The 21,341-nt window shown below is 71.0% G+C and carries 16 protein-coding genes; 8 read left to right on the forward strand and 8 right to left on the reverse strand.

Annotated features, from left to right (window positions below; genetic code table 11):
- Entirely contained in the window at positions 1-1,788 is a 1,788-nt protein-coding gene (thiC, locus tag ACZ4D5_RS11480; RefSeq protein WP_362338717.1) for a phosphomethylpyrimidine synthase ThiC, read from the forward strand.
- 257 nt (positions 1,789-2,045) lie between these two features.
- Here thiC and ACZ4D5_RS11485 read toward each other — a convergent pair whose 3' ends face one another.
- The 3 genes from ACZ4D5_RS11485 to ACZ4D5_RS11495 all read right to left on the reverse strand — a co-directional run bounded on the left by ACZ4D5_RS11485 (position 2,046) and on the right by ACZ4D5_RS11495 (position 5,540).
- On the reverse strand, positions 2,046-2,939 hold the full coding sequence (locus tag ACZ4D5_RS11485; protein ID WP_467772114.1) for a hypothetical protein: 894 nt from the start codon (positions 2,937-2,939) through the stop codon (positions 2,046-2,048).
- Between the two features lie 180 nt (positions 2,940-3,119).
- Positions 3,120-4,175, reverse strand: coding sequence for a metallophosphoesterase (locus tag ACZ4D5_RS11490; RefSeq protein ID WP_362338723.1), 1,056 nt, complete (start codon positions 4,173-4,175; stop codon positions 3,120-3,122).
- Positions 4,176-4,418: 243 nt separating this feature from the next.
- Positions 4,419-5,540, reverse strand: coding sequence for a LacI family DNA-binding transcriptional regulator (locus tag ACZ4D5_RS11495; protein WP_362338726.1), 1,122 nt, complete (start codon positions 5,538-5,540; stop codon positions 4,419-4,421).
- A gap of 397 nt (positions 5,541-5,937) precedes the next feature.
- Here ACZ4D5_RS11495 and hisC point away from each other — a divergent pair, with 397 nt between their 5' ends.
- Complete coding sequence (gene hisC / locus ACZ4D5_RS11500; protein WP_467772115.1) at positions 5,938-7,017, forward strand: histidinol-phosphate transaminase; 1,080 nt, start codon at positions 5,938-5,940, stop codon at positions 7,015-7,017.
- A gap of 94 nt (positions 7,018-7,111) precedes the next feature.
- Here hisC and ACZ4D5_RS11505 read toward each other — a convergent pair whose 3' ends face one another.
- Complete coding sequence (locus ACZ4D5_RS11505; RefSeq protein WP_467772116.1) at positions 7,112-7,483, reverse strand: cyclophilin-like fold protein; 372 nt, start codon at positions 7,481-7,483, stop codon at positions 7,112-7,114.
- Between the two features lie 278 nt (positions 7,484-7,761).
- Between ACZ4D5_RS11505 and ACZ4D5_RS11510 the strand changes: the two genes are divergently transcribed.
- The 5 genes from ACZ4D5_RS11510 to ACZ4D5_RS11530 all read left to right on the forward strand — a co-directional run bounded on the left by ACZ4D5_RS11510 (position 7,762) and on the right by ACZ4D5_RS11530 (position 17,022).
- Positions 7,762-9,297: a cytochrome ubiquinol oxidase subunit I gene (locus ACZ4D5_RS11510; RefSeq protein WP_467772117.1), complete on the forward strand. Its 1,536-nt coding sequence runs from the start codon at positions 7,762-7,764 to the stop codon at positions 9,295-9,297.
- Positions 9,298-9,316: 19 nt separating this feature from the next.
- Positions 9,317-10,321: a cytochrome d ubiquinol oxidase subunit II gene (gene cydB, locus ACZ4D5_RS11515; protein WP_467772118.1), complete on the forward strand. Its 1,005-nt coding sequence runs from the start codon at positions 9,317-9,319 to the stop codon at positions 10,319-10,321.
- 73 nt (positions 10,322-10,394) lie between these two features.
- Complete coding sequence (cydD, locus tag ACZ4D5_RS11520) at positions 10,395-13,898, forward strand: thiol reductant ABC exporter subunit CydD (RefSeq protein WP_467772119.1); 3,504 nt, start codon at positions 10,395-10,397, stop codon at positions 13,896-13,898.
- A gap of 165 nt (positions 13,899-14,063) precedes the next feature.
- A complete protein-coding gene (locus ACZ4D5_RS11525; RefSeq protein WP_467772120.1) occupies positions 14,064-15,800 on the forward strand; it encodes a GAF domain-containing sensor histidine kinase in 1,737 nt (578 codons plus the stop codon).
- A 178-nt stretch (positions 15,801-15,978) separates the two neighbouring features.
- Complete coding sequence (locus ACZ4D5_RS11530; RefSeq protein ID WP_467772121.1) at positions 15,979-17,022, forward strand: M23 family metallopeptidase; 1,044 nt, start codon at positions 15,979-15,981, stop codon at positions 17,020-17,022.
- 45 nt (positions 17,023-17,067) lie between these two features.
- Here ACZ4D5_RS11530 and ACZ4D5_RS11535 read toward each other — a convergent pair whose 3' ends face one another.
- On the reverse strand, positions 17,068-17,985 hold the full coding sequence (locus ACZ4D5_RS11535) for a Cof-type HAD-IIB family hydrolase (protein ID WP_467772122.1): 918 nt from the start codon (positions 17,983-17,985) through the stop codon (positions 17,068-17,070).
- A gap of 121 nt (positions 17,986-18,106) precedes the next feature.
- Between ACZ4D5_RS11535 and ACZ4D5_RS11540 the strand changes: the two genes are divergently transcribed.
- The gene (locus ACZ4D5_RS11540) at positions 18,107-19,018 is read left to right on the forward strand and encodes an LLM class flavin-dependent oxidoreductase (RefSeq protein WP_467772123.1); all 912 of its coding nucleotides are present in this window, start codon (positions 18,107-18,109) and stop codon (positions 19,016-19,018) included.
- 125 nt (positions 19,019-19,143) lie between these two features.
- On the opposite strand, the gene ACZ4D5_RS11545 is transcribed toward ACZ4D5_RS11540, so the two are convergent.
- The 3 genes from ACZ4D5_RS11545 to ACZ4D5_RS11555 form a co-directional block, all read right to left on the reverse strand.
- Entirely contained in the window at positions 19,144-19,599 is a 456-nt protein-coding gene (locus ACZ4D5_RS11545; RefSeq protein WP_467772124.1) for a hypothetical protein, read from the reverse strand.
- Positions 19,600-19,617: 18 nt separating this feature from the next.
- Positions 19,618-20,229: an RNA 2'-phosphotransferase gene (locus ACZ4D5_RS11550; protein WP_467772125.1), complete on the reverse strand. Its 612-nt coding sequence runs from the start codon at positions 20,227-20,229 to the stop codon at positions 19,618-19,620.
- Positions 20,230-20,397: 168 nt separating this feature from the next.
- Positions 20,398-21,303 carry a MerR family transcriptional regulator gene (locus ACZ4D5_RS11555; RefSeq protein WP_467772126.1) on the reverse strand — a complete coding sequence of 302 codons (906 nt, stop codon included), beginning with the start codon at positions 21,301-21,303 and terminating at the stop codon, positions 20,398-20,400.
- Between the last annotated feature and the right edge of the window lie 38 nt (positions 21,304-21,341).

The following is a 21,341-nucleotide window of genomic DNA, read 5'->3' on the forward strand; positions in this document are numbered from 1 at the left end:
ATGACCACATCGGACGCACGCACGCCTGCCTCAAGCACGCCCGAGGGCGCGGAGGCCGGGAAGTCCATCGGCTGGCACAAGGCGTACGTCGAGGGTTCGCGCCCCGACCTGCGCGTGCCGGTCCGCCAGGTGCACCTCACCAACGGCAAGTCCGTCACGCTGTACGACACTTCGGGTCCCTACACGGACCCGTCGGCCGAGACCGACGTCCGCCGCGGCCTGCCGCCGCTGCGGGAGAACTGGATCATCGCCCGCGGTGACACCGAGGAGTACGTGGGCCGCCCGCCCCGCCCCGAGGACGACGGCATCAAGCACACCTCGCCGCGCGGCGGGCTCAAGAACCTCGACGCGGTCTTCCCCGGCCGCCCGCGCCAGCCGCGCCGCGCCCGCGCGGGCCAGGCGGTGACGCAGCTCGCGTACGCCCGTCGCGGCGAGATCACGCCCGAGATGGAGTTCATCGGGATCCGGGAGAACATCGACCCCGAGATCGTGCGCGCCGAGGTCGCCGCGGGCCGCGCGGTCATCCCGGCCAACGTCAACCACCCGGAGATCGAGCCGATGATCATCGGCAAGAAGTTCCTGGTGAAGGTGAACGCCAACATCGGCAACTCCGCGGTCACCTCCTCCATCGAGGAGGAGGTGGACAAGATGACCTGGGCGACCAAGTGGGGCGCCGACACGGTCATGGACCTCTCCACCGGCCGCAACATCCACACCACCCGCGAGTGGGTCCTGCGCAACTCCCCCGTGCCGATCGGCACCGTGCCGCTCTACCAGGCCCTGGAGAAGGTCGACGGCAAGGCCGAGGAGCTCACCTGGGAGATCTACAAGGACACGGTCATCGAGCAGGCCGAGCAGGGCGTGGACTACATGACGGTGCACGCGGGCGTGCGCCTTCCGTACGTCCCGCTCACCGCGCGCCGCAAGACCGGCATCGTCTCGCGCGGCGGTTCGATCATGGCCGCCTGGTGCCTCGCGCACCACAAGGAGAGCTTCCTGTACGAGCACTTCGAGGAGCTCTGCGAGATCCTCGCGGCGTACGACGTGACGTACTCGCTCGGCGACGGCCTGCGGCCCGGGTCGATCGCGGACGCCAACGACGAGGCGCAGTTCGCGGAGCTCAGGACCCTCGGCGAGCTCAACACCATCGCCAAGCGGCACAACGTACAGACCATGATCGAGGGCCCGGGCCATGTCCCGATGCACAAGATCAAGGAGAACATCGACCTCCAGCAGGAGATCTGCGAGGAGGCGCCGTTCTACACGCTCGGCCCGCTGACCACGGACATCGCGCCGGCCTACGACCACATCACCTCCGGCATCGGCGCCGCGATGATCGGCTGGTGGGGCACGGCGATGCTCTGCTACGTCACGCCCAAGGAGCACCTGGGCCTGCCGAACAGGGATGACGTCAAGACGGGCGTGATCACGTACAAGATCGCGGCGCACGCCGCGGACCTCGCCAAGGGGCACCCCGGTGCGCAGGACTGGGACGACGCCCTCTCGGACGCGCGCTTCGAGTTCCGCTGGGAGGACCAGTTCAATCTGGCCCTCGACCCGGTCACGGCACGGGAGTTCCACGACGAGACGCTGCCGGCCGAGCCCGCGAAGACGGCGCACTTCTGCTCGATGTGCGGGCCGAAGTTCTGCTCGATGAAGATCTCCCAGGACATCCGCCGTGAGCACGGCGGGGATCTGGCCGCCGACGACATCGAGGCGGGGATGGAGCAGAAGTCCAAGGAGTTCGCCGCGGCGGGCAACCGGGTCTATCTGCCGATCGCCGACTGAGCCGGGGCTCGCCTGAGCCGGGGCTCACCTGGGCCAGGGTTCGCCTGAGCAAGGGCCGCGATCGCCGCCGCGCGGGGGCAAGGCCGTGCACCGGTTCCCGACCGGTCACTGCCCTGCTCCCGTAACCGCGCGAGGGGCCATGCGGGCATGACACTTTGCCCACCTGGCCCTACGCCTCCCATGCGCGCCGCCGCTCGTCGACAGCGGCGCGTCGAGGCGAAGTCGAACCTCGTCGTCCGGGCCCCGGTTGCGGGGCGTTACTCCGGCTTGTGGTCGGGCCCGCCGAAGTCCGGGCTGGAGAAGTCCGGGCTGGAGAAGCTCGGCCGCGGACCCGCCGTCGGTCCGCCGTCCGGGCTGCTGAACCCCGGCCTGTGATAGCCGAGTTGGGGCATGCGGCCGTTGCCGGCATGTCCCCCGGGGCCCGATGACGGCGTACGGGCGGCGGGAGCCCCGCCCGGTTCCGTCAGGGCCTCCCGCAGGAACGGCACGACGCCCCGCTCAAGGAGTGCCCGGCCCCAGGCTTCCCTGGCGCGGGACACCTCCTCATGCCGCTCGCCGTGCAGTCCTGCCTGGAGCGAGGTGGCGCCGTTGCGCAGGGCGGTCAGGAGGAGCCCGACCGCGGCGACCAGGATGCCCCCGGCGGTGAGCGCGCCGAACAGCCATCCGGCGGTGAGCAGGGTGTCCGCGAAGGCGGGCTCGGGGTTGAGCATCTTCAGGATGTAGCCGACGAGCAGGAAGATCGCGGCTGCCGTCCCCGCGAGGACGGGTGCGAGGACCGCGACGACGGCGATCGCCCCGGCTCCCGCTGCCGCCGGTTCGGCGACCTCGCCCATCGTGGTGGCGAGGCTGACGCCGCCGGAGCCCGACTCCGCGGCGCTCTGTCCGCTCCCTTCGCGGATCGATGTGGACGTCGGTCGAGGTTCGCGCAACTCCTCGCGAACCTTCACGTAGTGCGCGTATTCGGCCGAGGCAGCGGCCGTGATCAGTGCTGTCGCGTTCAGGGCCATGGTGCGCAGTTGTTCGGTGTTGAGCCGCTGGCCCACTGCGGCGAGTTCGGGACGGTCAGGTGCGGTGCGCAGCGCCTCGTCGAGGATCCGCTCGTATTCGGGGCGGTCCTCATTGAGCAGGTGTGGAGCGCTGTTCATGTGCATCCCCCGATGCTCCGTAGGGCTAAGGCTCGCATGGCTACGAGCCGTCGGGCAGAAACGGAGGGGAGCCTGCTACGGATAAGCCGATGGTAGAGCCGTGACGGCACGCGGTGACAGGGGGTTTCCAGAAATTGCCCCCCTGGCCAGCGTGATCCTGTAATGGACCGCCTGCCCAGTGAACGCTCAGATACCCAGGGGGAGTTGCTGGACCAGTAGCTTTCCGGCCATGGTCACTCCGCCGTCCATGGCGATGGCCAGACCGTCGGCGTAGACGTGCGGGCCCTCGATGACCGGGCCGCCGCCGTCCGACTCGTCCTCGGAGCCGACGTCACCCAGGAGGTACGGGATGGGGCTGTGGCCATGGACGATGCGCGTGCCGCCGTACATGTCGAGGAGTTCGCGCACGGCCGAGGGGCCCGACTCGTCGCGGAAGGCGAAACGCTTGGTGAACTTGCGGAAGAGGTCCCAGCACTCGTCGGCGTCGTTGCGCGTGAGGGTCTCCCGGATGGTGTCGTTCACCGCCTCGATCGAGTCACCGTAATCCAGATAGGCGGTCGTGTCGGAGTGCACGAGGAGATGGCCGTCGGCCTCCTCCATCGCGTCCAGGCGGGCCATCCACTGGAGGTGGTGGTCCTCCAGGCGCTCCATGTCGGTCTTCTGGCCGCCGTTCAGGAGCCAGGCGGCCTGGAAGGTGGCGGTGCCCGCGCCGGAGTTGACGGGGGTGTCGCCGAAGCGCTTGGCGCCGAGCAGGAGCAGCTCGTGGTTGCCCATGAGGGCCTTGCAGTAGCCGCCGGCGGCCGCGGCCTCCGCGGAGAGCCGCATCACGAGGTCGATGACGCCGATGCCGTCGGGCCCGCGGTCCGTGAAGTCGCCGAGGAACCACAGGCGCGCGTTGCCCGCGGACCAGCTGCCGTCGGCGTCGATGAGGCCCTGCTCCTGGAGGGCCGCGACGAGCTCGTCCAGATAGCCGTGGACGTCGCCGACGACGTACAGCGGGCCGTGCTCGTCGCTCGGCCGCGGCTGCGGGGGCTCCGGCATGACCTGCACCTGCACGGTGTCGCCGCGGTTGATGACGGGCAGGTCGCGCTGGGTGGGGGTGTAGCCGTCGTCCGGCAGCTCACCGGGCGCCCCGGGGCTCGCCGCGGCGGGACCGGTCGTCTCATGGACGTACGCCGGTACGCGGAAGTCGCGCAGCGTCGCCGTCCGCACATCGGGTCCCTGACCGGCCCCCTGAGTCATCGACCCCTCCACCACCATTGCGCCGCATCTGCACCGAGATCGGACTGCCTGGTCGCAGCGGCCCGCGGTGTCGTCCGCCCATCATAGGAATGCGGCTCCCGCTGTGTGGTGCACCAGGGGTGGTGAATCGGTGCCGGACCCGGGTTCACCGCGGTTTTCTCCCGAATTGGGCAGAGGTTTCCCCGCAGGTGGCGGGCTGTTGGTCGGCCTCTGCCCGGTGCCGGCGGCTCGGGGCGGGAGCGGTCAGCCGTGGCCGGGCGAGCGGGGCGGGCTGACCGTCGTGCGCGGCGGTCGTCGCTCGGACGAGGTGCGCACGATCAGTTCGGTCGGTATCACCTGCTCGATGGGACGGCCCGCGTCGAGGCCCTCGATGGCATCGATCAGGAGCTGTACGACGGCGGTGCCGATGCGGCGCGGTTTGAGGGAGAGCGTGGTGATGGGCGGTTCGGTGGTGGCGTACACCGTGGACTCGCTGCAGCAGACGAGCAGCAGGTCGTCGGGGACGCGCAGGCCGTACCGCCGGGCGGCGGCGAGCAGGTCGGTGCCGTTGGGGTCGAAGAGGCCGTACACGGCGTCGGGCCGGTCGGGACGGGCGAGCAGCCGGTCGGCGGCGACGGCGCCCGCACAAGGGTCGTGGGCGGGGTAGGACTCGTAGACGGGATCCTGGCCCACCCGCTCGCACCAGCGCAGATAGGCGGTGGTGGACAGGTGGGTGTACGTGTCCGTGGTGGTGCCGGTGAGCAGGCCGATGCGGCGTGCGCCGGCGGCGGCGAGGTGGTCGAGGATCTCCAGGACGGCGGCCTCGTGGTCGTTGTCGACCCAGGCCGTGACCGGGAGCGAGCCCGCCGGGCGGCCGTCCGAGACCACCGGCAGGCCCTGTCTGACCAGCTCGCTGACGACCGGGTCGTGGTCGGAGGGGTCGACGACGACGGTGCCGTCGAGGGCGACGTTCGACCACACGTCGACCGGGCTGCGGCGTGAGGTGGCGGGCAGGATGACCAGGGCGTAGCCCCGGGCGAGGGCGGCCGATGTGGCGGCTCTGGCCATCTCCGCGAAATAGGCGAACTCGGTGAAGGTGAAAGGTTCATCCCCGTACGTCGTCACGGTCAGGCCGATGAGGCCGGACTTGCCGGTACGGAGGGTGCGGGCCGCTGCGGACGGGCGATAGCCCAGCCGCTCTGCGACCTCGCGGACGTGGCGTCGGGTGGCGTCGGGCAGCCGACCCTTGCCGTTGAGGGCGTCGGAGACAGTCGTGATGGAGACACCGGCTGCGGCGGCGACGTCTCTGATGCCCGCTCGGCTCTGCCGGTTGCCCCGGCGCGCGGTCTCCGCTCGGCTCACCTGGTGCTTCCCTGCTGCTGTCATGGCGAGCCGATAGTAGGGCTCATGGGGGTGGGTAGCAGGGGCGCATATTCACGCGTTGACAGGCACGTTTCTGCATGGTGGTGGAGCGTCAATGACCATGGAATTCAAGGGAGTTCAGCTGATCAACAGGTAGCTGACCCTGATCGTCGTGCGCGGGCCTGCCAAATGCGCGAGGTCTCGAAGAGGTCTCAACTCACCTTCACGAGGGACGCGCGCCACGGAGCGAGCCACCGGCGCATGGGGGAGCACGCGGCGCTCCCCCCTCGCCGCACGCCTTCGTACGCCGATGCCGCGAGGTGCGGTACTCGACACCGCGAGGCCATTCGCAGCGGCGCCGAATCCTCATAAGGTAAGCAGTATTCGAACCTGTCTGTGACTGGCTACGAGGAGGACTGCGGTGAGCGAGACGAGCCCGAGGCTGCGTGCCGAGCTGGAGGGTATTCCCACCTACAAGCCGGGCAAGCCCGCCGCGGCCGACGGGCCTGTGGCCTACAAACTGTCCTCCAACGAGAACCCCTATCCGCCGCTCCCCGGCGTCATGGAGAGCGCGCTCGCCGCGGCCGGGTCCTTCAACCGCTACCCCGACATGGCGTGCACGGCCCTGATGACCGAGCTGGCCGAGCGCTTCGGGGTGCCCGTCTCGCACATCGCCACCGGCACCGGCTCCGTCGGCGTCGCCCAGCAGCTGCTGCAGGCCACGGCGGGCCCGGGCGACGAGGCGATCTACGCCTGGCGGTCCTTCGAGGCGTACCCGATCATCACGCAGGTCAGCGGCGCGACGTCGGTGCGGGTACCGCTGACCGACGGCGAGGTGCACGACCTGGACGCGATGGCCGCCGCCATCACCGAGCGCACCCGGCTCATCTTCGTCTGCAACCCCAACAACCCCACGGGCACCGTGGTCCGCAGGGCCGAGCTCGAACGCTTCCTCGACCGGGTGCCGAGCGACGTCCTGGTCGTACTCGACGAGGCGTACCGTGAGTTCATCCGCGACCCCGAGGTCCCGGACGGCATCGAGATCTACCGCGACCGACCGAACGTCTGCGTCCTGCGTACGTTCTCGAAGGCGTACGGCCTGGCGGGCCTGCGCGTCGGCTTCGCGGTCGCCCATGAGCCGGTGGCCGCCGCGCTGCGCAAGACGGCGGTGCCCTTCGGAGTGAGCCAGCTCGCGCAGGACGCGGCGGTGGCCTCGCTGCGTGCCGAGGACGAACTGATGGGCCGCGTCGGCTCGTTGGTCGCCGAGCGCACGCGCGTGGTCGAGGCGCTGCGCGGTCAGGGCTGGACGGTGCCCGAGACGCAGGCGAACTTCGTGTGGCTGCGGCTCGGGGACCGGACGGCCGACTTCGCTGCGGCCTGCGAGAAGGCCGGCGTCGTGGTGCGGCCGTTCGCGGGCGAGGGGATGCGGGCCACGATCGGCGAGACCGAGGCCAACGACATCTTCCTGCAGGCGGCGGAGGCGTTCCGCAAGGAGCTCTAGCGCTCCGCTGGGGGCTGGTTCTGGAGCGGTGTCGTAGCTGCGGGCCGGACGTGGCTGGTCGCGCAGTTTCCCGCGCCCCTTCGGGGGCGCTCGGCTAGTCGGCGGACTCGACGCGGATCGGGTCGCCGCTGCGCACCGTGGCCAGCTTCCTCGGGTCGCCGTCGATCCGCCCCAGGAGATTGCACGGGCTCGCGAGGCGGCACTCGTCGCCCCGCGAGATCGGCGTGGGGCCGTAGGGGAGGGCGAGGGCGTCGCCGTCGGTCCAGAAGGCGACCGTGCCCGGCTCGACGACCTGCTGGGCGCCGTCCTCGCGCGGGACGCTGACGCCCGTGTCGAAGTAGACCTCCTCGCCCCAGGTGCCGGCGGTGGCGGAGAGCGGCAGTGCCTGGGCGAGGGCCTGGCTGGTGGGGGTCTCGTCGAGCGTCGCGGTGAGGTGGCCTGCGGGCCAGGAGATCCGTATCTGCATGGCGCGGATTCAACAATATGTTGAAGTTCTTGGGAAGGCCCCGGAGAGCGTCTCTCCGGGGCCTTCGCGCGCCCTTCGCGGCGATCCGGCTCGCTCTTTGCGGCCATTGGCGCGTTCCCCGCGGTAAGGGGACCCCCGCGTCAACGTGCCGACACCCAGTACGACATAATGCTTGTGAATGTGAACGCGTTCACAAGCGTGTCCCGGTTCCTCCGGAGATCAGTGGGATTAAAGGGGCAAACTGCCGCTATGACCACGGCGAGTAAGGAGAAGACGCAGTGGACCTGGCTCTAGCGCCGGAGACCCTGGCGCGATGGCAGTTCGGCATCACGACCGTCTACCACTTCCTGTTCGTTCCCCTGACGATCTCTCTCGCCGCTCTTACGGCGATCCTCGAGACGGCGTGGGTGCGGACGGGCAAGGAGCACTACCTCAGAGCGACCAAGTTCTGGGGCAAGCTGTTCCTGATCAATATCGCGATGGGCGTTGTCACCGGCATCGTCCAGGAGTTCCAGTTCGGCATGAACTGGTCCGATTACTCGCGCTTCGTCGGCGACATCTTCGGGGCGCCGCTCGCCTTCGAAGCACTGATCGCCTTCTTCTTCGAGTCGACCTTCATCGGCCTGTGGATCTTCGGCTGGGACAAGCTGCCGAAGAAGCTGCACTGCGCGACGATCTGGATCATCTCCATCGGCACGGTCCTGTCGGGGTACTTCATCATCGCCGCCAACGCCTGGATGCAGCACCCGGTCGGCTACAAGATCGTGGAGCGGGACGGCACCAAGCGCGCGGAGCTCACCGACTTCGCCGAGGTGCTCTTCCAGGAGACGACGCTCGTCAACTTCTTCCACGTCATCTCGGCGGCCATCCTGGTCGGCGGCGCCTTCATGACCGGCATCGCCATCTTCCACCTGCGCAAGAAGCAGCACGTCCGCACCATGCGGATGTCGATGCGGCTCGGCCTGGTCACCGCGTTCGTCGGCACCCTGCTCACCGTCATCAGCGCCGACACCCTCGGCAAGGTGATGTACGAGCAGCAGCCGATGAAGATGTCGGCCGCCGAGGCGCTGTGGGAGACCGAGAAGCCGGCGCCGTTCTCGCTCTTCGCGTACGGCGACGTCTCCAAGGGCCACAACGACGTCGCCATCGAGATCCCCGGGATACTGTCCTTCCTCGCCAAGAACAACTTCAGCGCGGAGATCCCCGGCATCAACGACCTCAACAAGGAGGCGCAGGACAAGTTCGGGCCCGGTGACTACCGGCCCAACATCCCCACCACCTACTGGTCGTACCGCTGGATGATCGGCTTCGGCGGGGTCTCGATGGCCCTGTGCACCGCCGGTCTCTGGCTGACGCGGAAGAAGTTCTGGCTCGCTCCGGAGCACCGCACCGGCGAGGACGACGTGCCGAAGCTGATGCTCACCAAGAAGAGGGAGCTGACGCCGAAGCTCGGCAAGTGGTGGTGGCGGCTCTCGCAGTGGACGCTGATCTTCCCCCTCATCGGCACCGCCTGGGGCTGGATCTTCACCGAGACCGGGCGTCAGCCCTGGGTGGTCTACGGAGTCCTGCGCACCGAGGACGCGGTCTCGCCCGGGGTTTCGCAGGGCGAGGTGATCACCTCGCTGATCGGGTTCACGCTCCTCTACGGGATCCTCGCCGTGATCGAGGTGAAGCTCATGCTCAAGTACGTCAAGAAGGGCCCGCCCGAGCTGACCGAGGCGGACCTCAACCCGCCCACCAAGATCGGCGGGCCGGGCTCGGGCAACGGCTCCGACTCCGACGACGCCGACCGGCCCATGGCCTTCTCGTACTGAAGGAAGGAGCGAGACGGACATGGAACTTCACGACGTCTGGTTCGTACTGATCGCCGTCCTGTGGATCGGCTACTTCTTCCTGGAGGGCTTCGACTTCGGGATCGGCGTACTGACCAAGCTGCTCGCCCGCGACCGGGTCGAGAAGCGGGTCCTGATCAACACCATCGGTCCCGTCTGGGACGGCAACGAAGTGTGGCTGCTCACCGCGGGCGGCGCGACCTTCGCCGCCTTCCCCGAGTGGTACGCGACGCTGTTCTCCGGGTTCTACCTGCCGCTGCTGATCATCCTCATCTGCCTGATCGTGCGCGGTGTCGCCTTCGAGTACCGCGCCAAGCGGCCCGAGGAGCGGTGGCAGACCAACTGGGAGCACGCGATCTTCTGGACCTCGCTGATCCCGGCGCTGCTGTGGGGTGTGGCCTTCGGCAACATCGTGCGCGGCGTGAAGATCGACGCCCACAAGGAGTACGTGGGCAACTTCTGGGACCTGCTCAACCCGTACGCGATCCTCGGCGGCCTGGTCACCCTGACGCTGTTCACCTTCCACGGCGCGGTGTTCGCCTCGCTCAAGACGGTGGGCGACATCCGGGTGCGGGCGCGCAAGACGGCGCTCGGCCTCGGGCTCGTCACGGCCGTGCTCGCGCTCGGGTTCCTGATCTGGACCCAGGCGGACAAGGGCGACGGCAAGAGCCTGGCCGCGATGATCGTGGCGGTGGTGGCCCTGGTCGGCGCCATCGCGGCCATCAAGATCGGGCGCGAGGGCTGGTCGTTCGCGTTCTCGGGCATCACCATCGCGGCGGCCGTCGCGATGCTCTTCCTGACGCTCTTCCCGAACGTCATGCCGTCGTCGCTGAACGAGGAGTGGAGCCTCACGGTCACCAACGCCTCGTCCAGTCCGTACACCCTGAAGATCATGACCTGGTGCGCGGGCATCGCGACGCCCGTGGTGCTGCTCTACCAGTCGTGGACGTACTGGGTGTTCCGCAAGCGGATCGGGACGCAGCACATCGCTGACGCCGCGCACTGAGTCCGCTGCTGATGTCACGCGCTGAGCCCGCTTCGACCCGCCTGTCCCCCGTCCTTCGGAGGGTGTGTTTCACGTGAAACCGATCGACCCGCGCCTGCTTCGCTACGCCCGTGCCACTCGCTTCTTCCTCGTCGCGGTGGTGGTTCTGGGGCTCGTCGGTGCGGGTCTGGTCATCGGCCAGGCGATGCTCATCGCCGAGGTCGTGGTGGGGTCCTTCCAGAAGGGCCTCACCGCGGGGGACTTGGGCACGCCGCTCATGCTGCTCGCTCTGGTAGCGGTGGGGCGGGGCCTCGTCTCCTGGCTGACCGAGCTCGCCGCGCACCGGGCGAGCGCGGCGGTCAAGTCGGAGCTGCGGAGCCGGCTTCTCGAACGGGCGGGGGAGCTCGGGCCGGGGTGGCTGACCAGTCAGCGGACCGGCTCGCTCGTCTCGCTCGCCACGCGGGGCGTCGACGCGCTCGACGACTACTTCTCGCGCTATCTGCCGCAGTTGGGACTCGCGGTGGTGGTGCCGGTGGCGGTGCTCGCCCGCATCGTCACCGAGGACTGGGTGTCGGCGGCGATCATCGTCGTGACGCTGCCGCTGATCCCGGTCTTCATGATTCTGATCGGCTGGGCCACGCAGAACCGGATGGACCGTCAATGGCGGCTCCTCTCGCGTCTGTCGGGGCACTTCCTGGACGTGGTGGCGGGGCTTCCGACCCTGAAGGTGTTCGGCCGCGCCAAGGCGCAGGCCGAGTCCATCCGCAAGATCACCGGCGAGTACCGGCAGGCGACGATGCGGACCCTGCGCATCGCCTTCCTGTCGTCGTTCGCCCTGGAACTCCTCGCGACGATCTCGGTCGCGCTGGTCGCCGTGACCATCGGCATGCGGCTCGTCCACGGCGAGATGGACCTGTACGACGGTCTCGTCGTCCTCGTCCTCGCGCCCGAGGCCTATCTGCCGCTGCGTCAGGTCGGTGCGCAGTACCACGCGGCGGCGGAGGGGCTCTCGGCCGCCGAGGAGATCTTCGAGGTCCTGGAGGCGCCGGTGCCGGCCGCGGGGACGGGGCCCGCGCCCGCCGGTGCCATCCGCTTCGAGGGGGTGACGGTCCGCTACCCGGGCCGGTCGGCGGATGCCGTCTCGGACGTCTCCTTCGACGTCGGGTCCGGCGAGACCGTGGCGCTCGTGGGACCGAGCGGCGTGGGCAAGTCGACGCTTCTGAACGTCCTGTTGGGCTTCGTACGTCCTGACCGCGGGCGGGTCCGTGTCGGCGGGGTCGACCTGGCCGAGGTGTCGCCGGAGCGGTGGCGTGAGCGGATCGCGTGGGTGCCGCAGCGGCCGCACCTCTTCGCCGGGACCGTCGCGGAGAACGTGCGGCTCGCGCGGCCGGACGCGGACGACGCGGCGGTGCGGGGGGCGCTGCGCTCGGCGGGGGCGTGGGGCTTTGTGGAGGCGCTGCCCGAGGGCCTGGAGACCGTGCTCGGGGAGGACGGTGCGGGGCTCTCCGCCGGGCAGCGGCAACGGCTCGCGCTGGCGCGGGCGTTCCTCGCGGACCGGCCCGTGGTGCTGCTGGACGAGCCGACGGCGGCGCTCGACGGGGGGACCGAGGCGGAAGTGGTCGAGGCGGTCCGGCGGCTTGCCGTCGGGCGGACCGTGCTGCTGGTCGTGCACCGGCCTGCGTTGCTGGCTGTCGCCGACCGGGTCGTACGGCTGGACGCCTCCCGGGACGGTGCCCGGCAGCGGGGGGCGTGCCTGCCCGTGCCGCCCAGCGGCACGATTGCCCACGACAGTGGCGACGTGGCCGTCACGCCCGGCGAGGCCGTCGAGGTTCCCCGCCCCAAGGGCCGCGTGCTGGCCCGGGTCAGGCATGCCGCGCGGGCCCGGCGCGGGCAGTTGGCGCTGGCGTTGCTGCTCGGCAGTCTCGCGCTCGGGAGTGCCGTCGGGCTGATGGCCACGTCCGGGTGGCTGATCTCCAGGGCCTCCGAGCAGCCGCCCGTGATGTACCTGATGATCGCCGTGACGGCGACCCGTGCCTTCGGGATCGGGCGGGCCGTCTTCCGGTACGCCGAGCGGCTCGTCTCGCACGACGCCGTGCTGCGGATGCTCGCCGACACCCGGGTCGCCGTCTACCGGCGCCTGGAGCGGCTCGCCCCGGCGGGGCTGCGCGGGACCCGCCGCGGTGATCTCCTCTCCCGGCTCGTCGCCGACGTCGACGCCCTGCAGGACTACTGGCTGCGGTGGCTGCTGCCCGCGTCCGCCGCGGCCGTCGTGAGCGCCGGGGCCGTGGGCTTCACCGCGTGGCTGCTGCCCGAGGCGGGCGCCGTGCTCGCCGTCGGGCTGCTCGCCGCCGGGCTCGGCGTGCCGCTGGTGAGCGGTGCCGTGGCCCGCCGCGCGGAGCGGAAGCTGGCCCCCGCGCGCGGGGTGCTCGCCACGCGCGTGGCCGACCTGCTCACCGGGACCGCCGAGCTGACCGTCGCCGGCGCGCTGAAGCGACGTACGGCCAAGGCCCGGGAAGCCGACGCCGAGCTGACCGGCATCGCCTCCCGGGGCGCCACCGCCACCGCGCTCGGCGACGGGCTCGGGGCGCTCGTCACCGGTCTCACCGTGGCCGGAGCGGCCCTCGTCGGCGTGCAGGCGGTCGGCGACGGGAGGCTTGGCGGTGTCGCCCTCGCCGTGGTCGTGCTCACGCCGCTCGCCGCCTTCGAGGCGGTGATGGGTCTGCCGCTCGCCGTGCAGTACCGCCAGCGGGTCAGGAAGAGCGCCGAGCGGGTCTACGAGGTCCTCGACGCGGCCGAGCCCGTGCCGGAGCCGTTCCCCGAGGCAGCACAGGCGCCGCAGTCGCCCTTCCCGCTGCGCGTCGAGGGGCTGAGCGCCCGCCACGAAGGGCAGTCCGCCGAAGCGCCCGCGCTCGCCGGGGTCGGCCTGACGCTGGAGCGGGGGCGGCGGATCGCCGTCGTCGGCCCGTCCGGGTCCGGCAAGACGACGCTCGCACAGGTGCTGCTGCGGTTCCTGGGGGCGTACGAAGGGACGTACACGCTCGGTGGCACGGACGCGGCCACGCTGGACGGCGACACCGTGCGCGGCATGGTCGGGCTGTGCGCCCAGGACGCGCACATCTTCGACAGCTCGGTGCGCGAGAACCTGCTGCTCGCCAAGAAGGACGCCACGGACGCGGAGCTGCGCGACGCCCTGGAGCGGGCGCGGCTCGACGGCTGGGTCGCCTCGCTGCCCGAGGGGCTCGACACGCTCGTGGGCGAGCACGGCGCACGGCTCTCCGGAGGACAGCGGCAGCGTCTCGCGCTGGCCCGCGCGCTGCTCGCCGACTTCCCCGTCCTGGTCCTGGACGAGCCGGCCGAGCACCTCGACCTGCCGACCGCGGACGCCCTCACCGCCGACCTGCTGGCCGCGACCGAGGGGCGTACGACGCTGCTCATCACGCACCGGCTCGCCGGGCTCGACGCGGTGGACGAAGTGATCGTCCTGGACGCGGGGCGGGTGGCGCAGCGCGGCACGTACGAGGAGCTCGCGGCCGAGGAGGGGCCGCTGCGGCGGATGCTGGAGGTGGAGCGTGCGGCGGATCTGCTGATGGCGGGCTGAGCCACGGCCTGCCACGTCCTGCCCCTGTCGAGTCCCGCTCGGCCGTCCGGGGAGAGCACCGGCTTTCCCCGGCGGGCACTCCAGGAAGGCCTCGGCTTTCCCCGCCGGGCTCTCCGGGAAGGCCTCGACTTTCCCCTGCAAATAGGACTTACTAGGCTCAAAGGCATGTCAGCACCCTCGGCCTCCGCCGACTCCCCGCTCCCCGACGGCACACCGGACTCGGTGGAGGCGGCGGCGCGGGCGACCCGCAGTCTCCAAGGGCTCTCGCCCGAGCTGACCTCGCGGGTGCCGCAGCTGCTCGAAGCCATGCGGTCGGTCGGCACCGGTCTTGAGCTGCACACCACCCTGGACCGCATCTGCGAGACCGCCGCCGAGCTCGCGGACGCCCACTACGCCGCGATCGGGGTCGTCGCCGAGGACGGCGAGGGACTCTCCGACTTCGTCTACTACGGCATCGACGAGGAGACCGCCGAGCGGATCGGGCGCCTGCCCGACGGCCACAAAGGGCTGCTCGGCGCGCTCATCCACCAGCCGAGGACGCTGCGTCTGGCCGACCTCTCCGCCGATCCGCGCTCCTGCGGTTTCCCGCCCCACCACCCGCCGATGCGGACGTTTCTCGGCGTTCCGATCCGCGTGCAGGGCGAGATCTTCGGCAACCTCTATCTGACCGAGAAGCGGGGCGGGGCCGAGTTCAACGACTACGACGTGCACATGGTGCGCGTGCTCGCCACGGAGGCCGGTATCGCCATCGGGAACGCACGTCTCTACGAAGCCGCCAAGCAGCGCGAGCGCTGGATCGACGGCTCCGTGGCGGTCACCACCGCCCTGCTGTCCGGCAGCGACGCCGAGGACGCGCTCGCGGTCGTCGCCGAGCAGGCCAGGCACCTCGCGGACTCGGCAGCGGGCATCGTGCTGCTGCCCGACGAGGAGGGCGGCATGGAGATCGTCGCCGTCTCCTCGGACGACCCCTCCGGGGCGCTCGGCGTGATCGTCCCTCCGGAGAGCCGCATCGTCGCCGACCTGCTCGACGGGGAGGCCGTGTTCATCGACGACGCGGCCACCGACCCGCGCATCATGACCGACCTCGCGCGCGGCTACGGCCCCTGCATGATGCTGCCGCTGCAGAGCGACGGCCGGGTCCTCGGGACGCTCGTGACGCCCCGCGCGCGTGGGGGACGCCCCTTCAGCGAGGCCGAGCGGACGCTGGCCGCCCAGTTCGCCTCGCAGGCCGCGCTCGCGCTGATGATGGCCGAGGCGCAGCGGGACCGGGAGCGGCTCGCGGTGTACGAGGACCGCGACCGGATCGCCAGGGACCTGCACGACCTCGTCATCCAGCGGCTGTTCGCCACCGGGATGATGCTGGAGAGCGCCCAGCGCAGGTCGGTCGTGCCGGAGGTGCAGGTCGGCGTCGGCAAGGCGGTCGACGAGCTGGACGTGACGATCCAGGAGATCCGTACGGCGATCTTCGCGCTGCAGCAGGGCCCCGCGGAGGCGCCGTCCGGGCTGCGGACCCGTGTGCTGCGCGAGATCAACATGGCCGCCGTTCCGCTGGGCTTCAAGCCCACGCACCACTTCGTGGGCCCCGTCGACACGGTGGTCGGCGAGCTGACCGGCAAGAACCTGATCGCGGCCCTGCGGGAGGCCCTGTCCAACGCGTTCCGGCACGCGCACGCCGCCCGCATCGACGTCGTCGTCGACTCGACCGTGGTCCTGCCCGACGGGCAGCAGGGCGTGCGTCTGACCGTCGCCGACGACGGCGTGGGCATCGCGGAGGGCGGCCGACGCAGCGGCCTGAAGAACCTCAAGCGGCGGGCCGAGTCGCTGGGCGGCGACAGCTGGTACGGGCCGGGCATCGGCGAGGACGGCGGCGGTACGACGGTGGTGTGGCAGGCGCCGTACTGAAGCGGCGCGGCGGGCGCCGTACTGAAGTCGTGCGGCGGGCGCCGTACTGAAATCCTCCCGGCCCGTGCCGGGACGCCCCTGTTCGGCGGTATGCGCGTGGGCCGTACGGGGCACCGCGCCCCCCGAGTGCACGAGTCGCGCGGGACCCGCGCCGCCGCGGCGGGCAACGATCCCTGACATGTTCCTGAGCCACCGCAGCCGTCCGCACCCGCTCGTCAGTGTGTCGGTGCTGCTGTGCGCGCTGCTCGGTTCCCCCCTCCCCGCCACCGCGTCCGAGGGGCCGAGCGCGAGCGCCGATGTGGCACGGCTCTACGAAGAGGCCTCCGCCGCGACCGCACGCTACGAAGAGGGCCGTCGGGCGGCCGGCATCCAGCAGGCGAAGGTCCGGAAACTGGACCGACTCCTCGCCAAGGAGCGCCGCCAGATGGCGGTGCTCCACGGTGACCTGGGGCGGATGGCCAGCGCCCAGTACCGCACCGGCGGCGGTCTCCCCTACACCGCGCAGCTGCTCCTCGCCGACAGCCCTGACGCCCTGATGCGCGGGAAGCAGGTCCTGGGGCAGGCGGACCTCGCCGTCAACAGTGCCGTCGCCAAGACGCAGCGGGCCGCGGCCCGTCTCGCCGTCGCCAAGCGCAGGGCCGACCGGGCCAAGCGCTCCCTGGACCGGCGCAACGTACGCCTGGCCGAGCTCAAGCGCGGCATCGAGCGGAAGCTGGAGTCGGCGCGGTGGACCCTGCAGGGGGAGGCCGACCGGTCGGTCGCGGCGGGCAAGTGCCGCGGTGCGGTGCGCCTGCACCAGCAGAGAACACCCGTCACGCGCGCGTGGGTCCCGCCCGTGGAGTCGTACGAACTCTCGGCGGGCTTCGACAGCGCCGGTGAGCGCTGGGCCCACCGGCACACCGGGCAGGACTTCGCGGTCGGCATCGGGACGCCCGTGCGGTCGGTCGGGGCGGGCCGGGTGCAGAGCGTGTCGTGCGGCGGGGGCTTCGGCATCGAGGTCGTGGTGCGGCACGAGGGCGGGTACTTCACGCAGTACGCGCACCTCGCGGCCGTCACCGTCGACCAGGGGGACCGGGTGCGTCCGGGCCAGTGGATCGGGCAGGCGGGCACGACCGGCAACTCGACCGGGCCGCACCTGCACTTCGAGGCGAGGCTCACGCCCTACCTGGGATCGGGCGTCGATCCCAGGAAGTGGCTGGCCGAGCGGGGTGTCAGGCTCTAGGAGAGCCCTGGGAGAGCTCTGGGAGATCAGAGCCCCAGGAGAGCTCTAGGGGTTCCGGCGGTCCGCCAGGATCTGTTCGATCACGACCGCGACGCCGTCGTCGTTGTTGGCGACCGTGCGCCCGGAGGCCGCGGCGATGACGTCCGGGTGGGCGTTGCCCATCGCGTACGACGTACCCGCCCAGGTCAGCATCTCGATGTCGTTCGGCATGTCTCCGAAGGCGACGACTTCCTCCGGGGTGATGCCGCGCTCGGCGCAGCACAGCTCCAGGGTGCTCGCCTTGGAGACGCCGGGGCCGCTGATCTCCAGGAGGGCGCTCGGGCTCGAACGGGTGACCATGGCCCGGTCGCCGATGGCCGCGCGGGCGAGCACCAGGAAGTCGTCGGGCGCGAGCCCGGGGTGGAAGGCGAGGATCTTCAGGACGGGCTGCTCGGCGACGGCGGGGTCCGCGGGGTTCTCGGCGAGCAGCTTCTCGGCGGGCGCGACGCTCTCGCCGGGCTCCATGTGCAGCGGCGGGTACGTCTCCTCGTGGTGCAGTCCCCCGGTCCGCTCGATCGCGAAGGACGTGCCCGGCGCGGCGGCGCGGAGCCTGCGGACCACGTCCAGGGCGCACTCCCGCTCCAGCGCGCGGACCTTCACGAAGCGGTGGGTGCCGGGGCCGCCGTGCAGGTCGACCACTGCCGCGCCGTTGCCGCAGATGGCGAGGCCGTGACCGTGGACGTGGGCGCTGACGACGTCCATCCAGCGGGCCGGGCGGCCGGTCACGAAGAAGACCTCGATGCCGGCTTCCTCGGCCGCGCCGAGCGCGGCGACCGTGCGGTCCGAGACCGTCTTGTCGTCGCGCAGCAGCGTGCCGTCCAGGTCCGTCGCTATCAGCCGGGGCCGCGGTCGGGGCCCGGAGGGGGCGGCGGTTGCCGGAGCGGTGGAGGCCGGAGTCCCGGGCCCTGGGGTAGCTGAGGTCACGCCGTCGATTGTCCCGCATATGCGTGCACGGTCGTGCGCTGGGGCGCACATCTGAGTACCTCCAGGCCTCATCCGCGCCTGTGTTCAGCCGGTCATCGGGCACCGCCGTAAGCTCGGAGACATGAGCCTGCGCCTGAGCACCGTGATCCTTCCCGTACGCCGCTGGCACGAAGGGGGCCGTGAGCAGTGGGCGCGCGCGGAGGAGCTCGGCTTCCACACCGCGTACACGTACGACCACCTGGCCTGGCGCACCTTCCGCGACGGCCCCTGGTTCGGCGCGGTGCCCACGCTGACCGCCGCCGCGGCGGCCACGGAGCGGATGCGCCTGGGCACGCTCGTGACGTCGCCCAACTTCCGCCACCCGGTGACGCTCGCCAAGGAGCTCATCTCGCTCGACGACGTCTCCGGCGGCCGGATCACGCTCGGCATCGGCGCGGGCGGCAACGGCTTCGACGCGACGACGCTGCTCAGGGAGGGCGAGGAGCCCTGGACGCCGCGCGAACGCGCCGACCGCTTCGGGGAGTTCGTGCCACTGCTCGACCGGCTCCTCACCGAGGACTCGGTGACGTACGAGGGGGCCTTCTACTCGGCGACCGAGGCGCGCAACATCCCCGGGTGTGTGCAGCGGCCGAGGCTGCCCTTCGCCGTCGCGGCGACCGGGCCGCGCGGTCTGCGGCTCGCGGCCCGGCACGGGCAGGCGTGGGTGACCACGGGTGACCCGAAGCTCTTCGAGACGGGCACGCCCGAGCAGTCCCGCGAGGCGATCCGGGGGCAGATCGAGAAGCTCGGCAAGGCGTGCGCGGACATCGGCAGGGACGCGGCCGAGCTCGACAAGATCCTGCTGACCGGCTTCACGCCGGACCGCAACCGGCCGCTGGAGTCCCTCGACGCCTTCGTGGACTTCGCCGGCAGGCACGCGGAGCTCGGCTTCACCGAGATCGTCGTGCACGCGCCGATTCCCGACTCGGACTTCGCCGCCGACCAGGCCGTCTTCGAGAGGATCGCGACCGAGGCGCTCGCCCAGCTGGGCTGAGCCGAGCCGGGTGACCGGGGCTCAGCGGGCCGGGGAGCCCCGGTCACCCGGGAGCTCTCAGTGCACCCGGGAACTCAGTGCCCCCGGGAGCCCAGTGCCCCCGGGAGCCCAGTGCCCCCGGGGTCTCAGCGCACCCGGGAGCTCAGCCAGGGCGTGAGGGTCACCATCGGCATGTACTCCTTGTGCGTCACGTCGCCCGGCAGCGGCACGATCAGGCGGTAGCCGGGCGGGAAGCGCCTGCCCTTGACGTAGGCGATGCCGCCGAGGACCGACCGCACGAAGGCGGGCACGGAGTCGCGCGGGATGTCGTGGCACTCGACCCCCTCGACCGTGATCAGGGCGTCCGGGTCGCCGTCGTCGGCGTAGAGCCGCACGGACATCCGGGGCGAGCCGCCGAACTCGACGTACGCCTCGTGCGGCATCGAGCCGTCGGGGTCCGTGGTCACGCCGATGCCCGCGGTGGTGCGGCGCGAGGTCTGGTCGGCGCCGATGTCGTGGGAGACGGTGATCTCCCGGTCGTACTCGCGGGCGATCTCGCGCAGGGCGTTGAGGGCTGCCTCGGTGCTGTGCAGATGCTCCATACAGCCGATCATGCCTGCTCAGCGAGGTGCGGGAAACCGCAGGTAGCCGGGGGGCACGGCGGCGGTGAGCCAGACGCCGTTGGCGCTGACCTGGAAGGTGTGGCCGTCGCGGTGCATCGCGCCGGCGTCGACGGACAGGACGACGGGGCGTCCGCGGCGGGCGCCGACGCGGGTCGCGGTCTCGCGGTCGGGCGAGAGGTGCACGGCGTGCCGTCTCATGGGCCGCAGCCCTTCGGCGCGGATCGCGGCCAGGTGGGCGGCGACGGTGCCGTGGTAGAGGTACGCGGGCGGGGTCGCCGGGGGCAGGTCGAGGTCCACGGCGACGGAGTGGCCCTGGCTGGCGCGGATCCGGCCGTCCTCGACGGCGAAGCGCCGCTTGTCGTTGACGGCCACCACGTGCTCGAGCTCGGCCCGGGTGATGGGGAAGCGGTGTGCGGCGGCCGCGGCGAGCAGGGCGTCGATCTCCACCCAGCCGTTCTCGTCGAGGGCGAGCCCGATCCTCTCGGGCTGATGGCGCAGGTGTTTCGAGAGGTACTTGGACACCTTCACGGTGCGTCGTTCGTCGGGGTCTTTCGTGACGGCGGGGTCTTTCGTGGCGTCGGGGCCTTTCGTGGCATCAGGGTCTTTCATGACGTCAGCGTCCCGGTGATCCGTTTTCCGCGCACTCGATTTTCGTCCACCGACTTTTCATCCACGAATTTCGGTCCACAGGTTTGATCCACAGACAAGTACAGTTATCCACAGGCCAGTTGGCGATTCTGTGGACAACTCTCAGGCGTTTGGCGGCATTTGGGTAACTCATCCATTATTGCACTGAGTTGCCGTAAGTGAGTCCAATGTCCTTGTCTGGACTTCCCGTTCCGCCGCCGCCGCGATGAACGCGGCGGCGTTGTCCTCGCCAACCAGTGCCTGTACAGCGCGCATTGTGGAGGCGGGCAGGGCCACGTTCTGTGGCTCTTCCGTGCGCTGCGGCGGCCGCTCGGGGGTGAGGTGCTGACGGAGGTGACGGGTGGCGAACAGACGCATGGCGCGCGCCAGTTCGGCATCCACGGACTGTTGCGCGAGCGGCCTGAGGCGGCGTACGAGAGAAGCCGCCTCGGCCGCGTCCGCCTCTGTCGGCGGGTGATTTCCGAGATAGCGCGCGAAGACATGCTCGGTGGTGAACTCCAGGAAACGGGAGGCGATGTGCTCGACCTGCCCCCTCAACTCCCGCAAATGGCCCGAGATCGCCGACAAAGGAACTCCTGCCGCGTACAACTCGACGGCCACGGCCAGCTCTTGAGGGCTCGGAACCAGGAACTCGTCCTCGCGTCCCGGAACCGCTTCGAGCACGCCGAGGTCCACCGCGTCGGCCACCGCGGCGTCGTCCGGAGTGCCGCCGAAGGCGGCGTCGAGCTCGGCGCGGGTGATCCGGTCGGCCTTCTCGTCCGTCCAGGGGCCGTCCACCTCCGCGGCCAGGCCGAGCACCCCGCCGAGGCCGCGGCCCGCGTCCCAGGCCTCCAGGAGTTCCTTGATGGAGGCCAGGGTGTAGCCGCGGTCGAGCAGGTCGGCGATCTGCCGCAGGCGGGCCAGATGCGCCTCTCCGTAGACATTGGACCGGCCGCGCCGCTCCGGGCGGGGGAGCAGGCCGCGGTCCTGATAGGCGCGGATCGTGCGGACCGTCGCGCCGCTGTGGTGCGCCAGGTCCTCGATGCGGTACTCCACGCTGCCCGTCCTCCGTGATGCCTCGTGCCGGGCGGTGG

This window comes from Streptomyces sp. NPDC025651, assembly GCF_055558735.1.

Excerpts from the sequence above, each read along its gene's own strand:
- ACZ4D5_RS11550 (WP_467772125.1), bottom strand. The coding sequence starts at position 20,229 with ATGAAAGACCCTGATGCCACGAAAGGCCCCGACGCCACGAAAGACCCC.
- ACZ4D5_RS11540 (WP_467772123.1), top strand. The coding sequence starts at position 18,107 with ATGAGCCTGCGCCTGAGCACCGTGATCCTTCCCGTACGCCGCTGGCAC.
- ACZ4D5_RS11485 (WP_467772114.1), bottom strand. The coding sequence starts at position 2,939 with ATGCACATGAACAGCGCTCCACACCTGCTCAATGAGGACCGCCCCGAA.
- ACZ4D5_RS11505 (WP_467772116.1), bottom strand. The coding sequence starts at position 7,483 with ATGCAGATACGGATCTCCTGGCCCGCAGGCCACCTCACCGCGACGCTC.
- ACZ4D5_RS11490 (WP_362338723.1), bottom strand. The coding sequence starts at position 4,175 with ATGACTCAGGGGGCCGGTCAGGGACCCGATGTGCGGACGGCGACGCTG.
- cydB (WP_467772118.1), top strand. The coding sequence starts at position 9,317 with ATGGAACTTCACGACGTCTGGTTCGTACTGATCGCCGTCCTGTGGATC.
- ACZ4D5_RS11525 (WP_467772120.1), top strand. The coding sequence starts at position 14,064 with ATGTCAGCACCCTCGGCCTCCGCCGACTCCCCGCTCCCCGACGGCACA.
- ACZ4D5_RS11545 (WP_467772124.1), bottom strand. The coding sequence starts at position 19,599 with ATGGAGCATCTGCACAGCACCGAGGCAGCCCTCAACGCCCTGCGCGAG.
- ACZ4D5_RS11530 (WP_467772121.1), top strand. The coding sequence starts at position 15,979 with ATGTTCCTGAGCCACCGCAGCCGTCCGCACCCGCTCGTCAGTGTGTCG.
- thiC (WP_362338717.1), top strand. The coding sequence starts at position 1 with ATGACCACATCGGACGCACGCACGCCTGCCTCAAGCACGCCCGAGGGC.
- ACZ4D5_RS11495 (WP_362338726.1), bottom strand. The coding sequence starts at position 5,540 with ATGACAGCAGCAGGGAAGCACCAGGTGAGCCGAGCGGAGACCGCGCGC.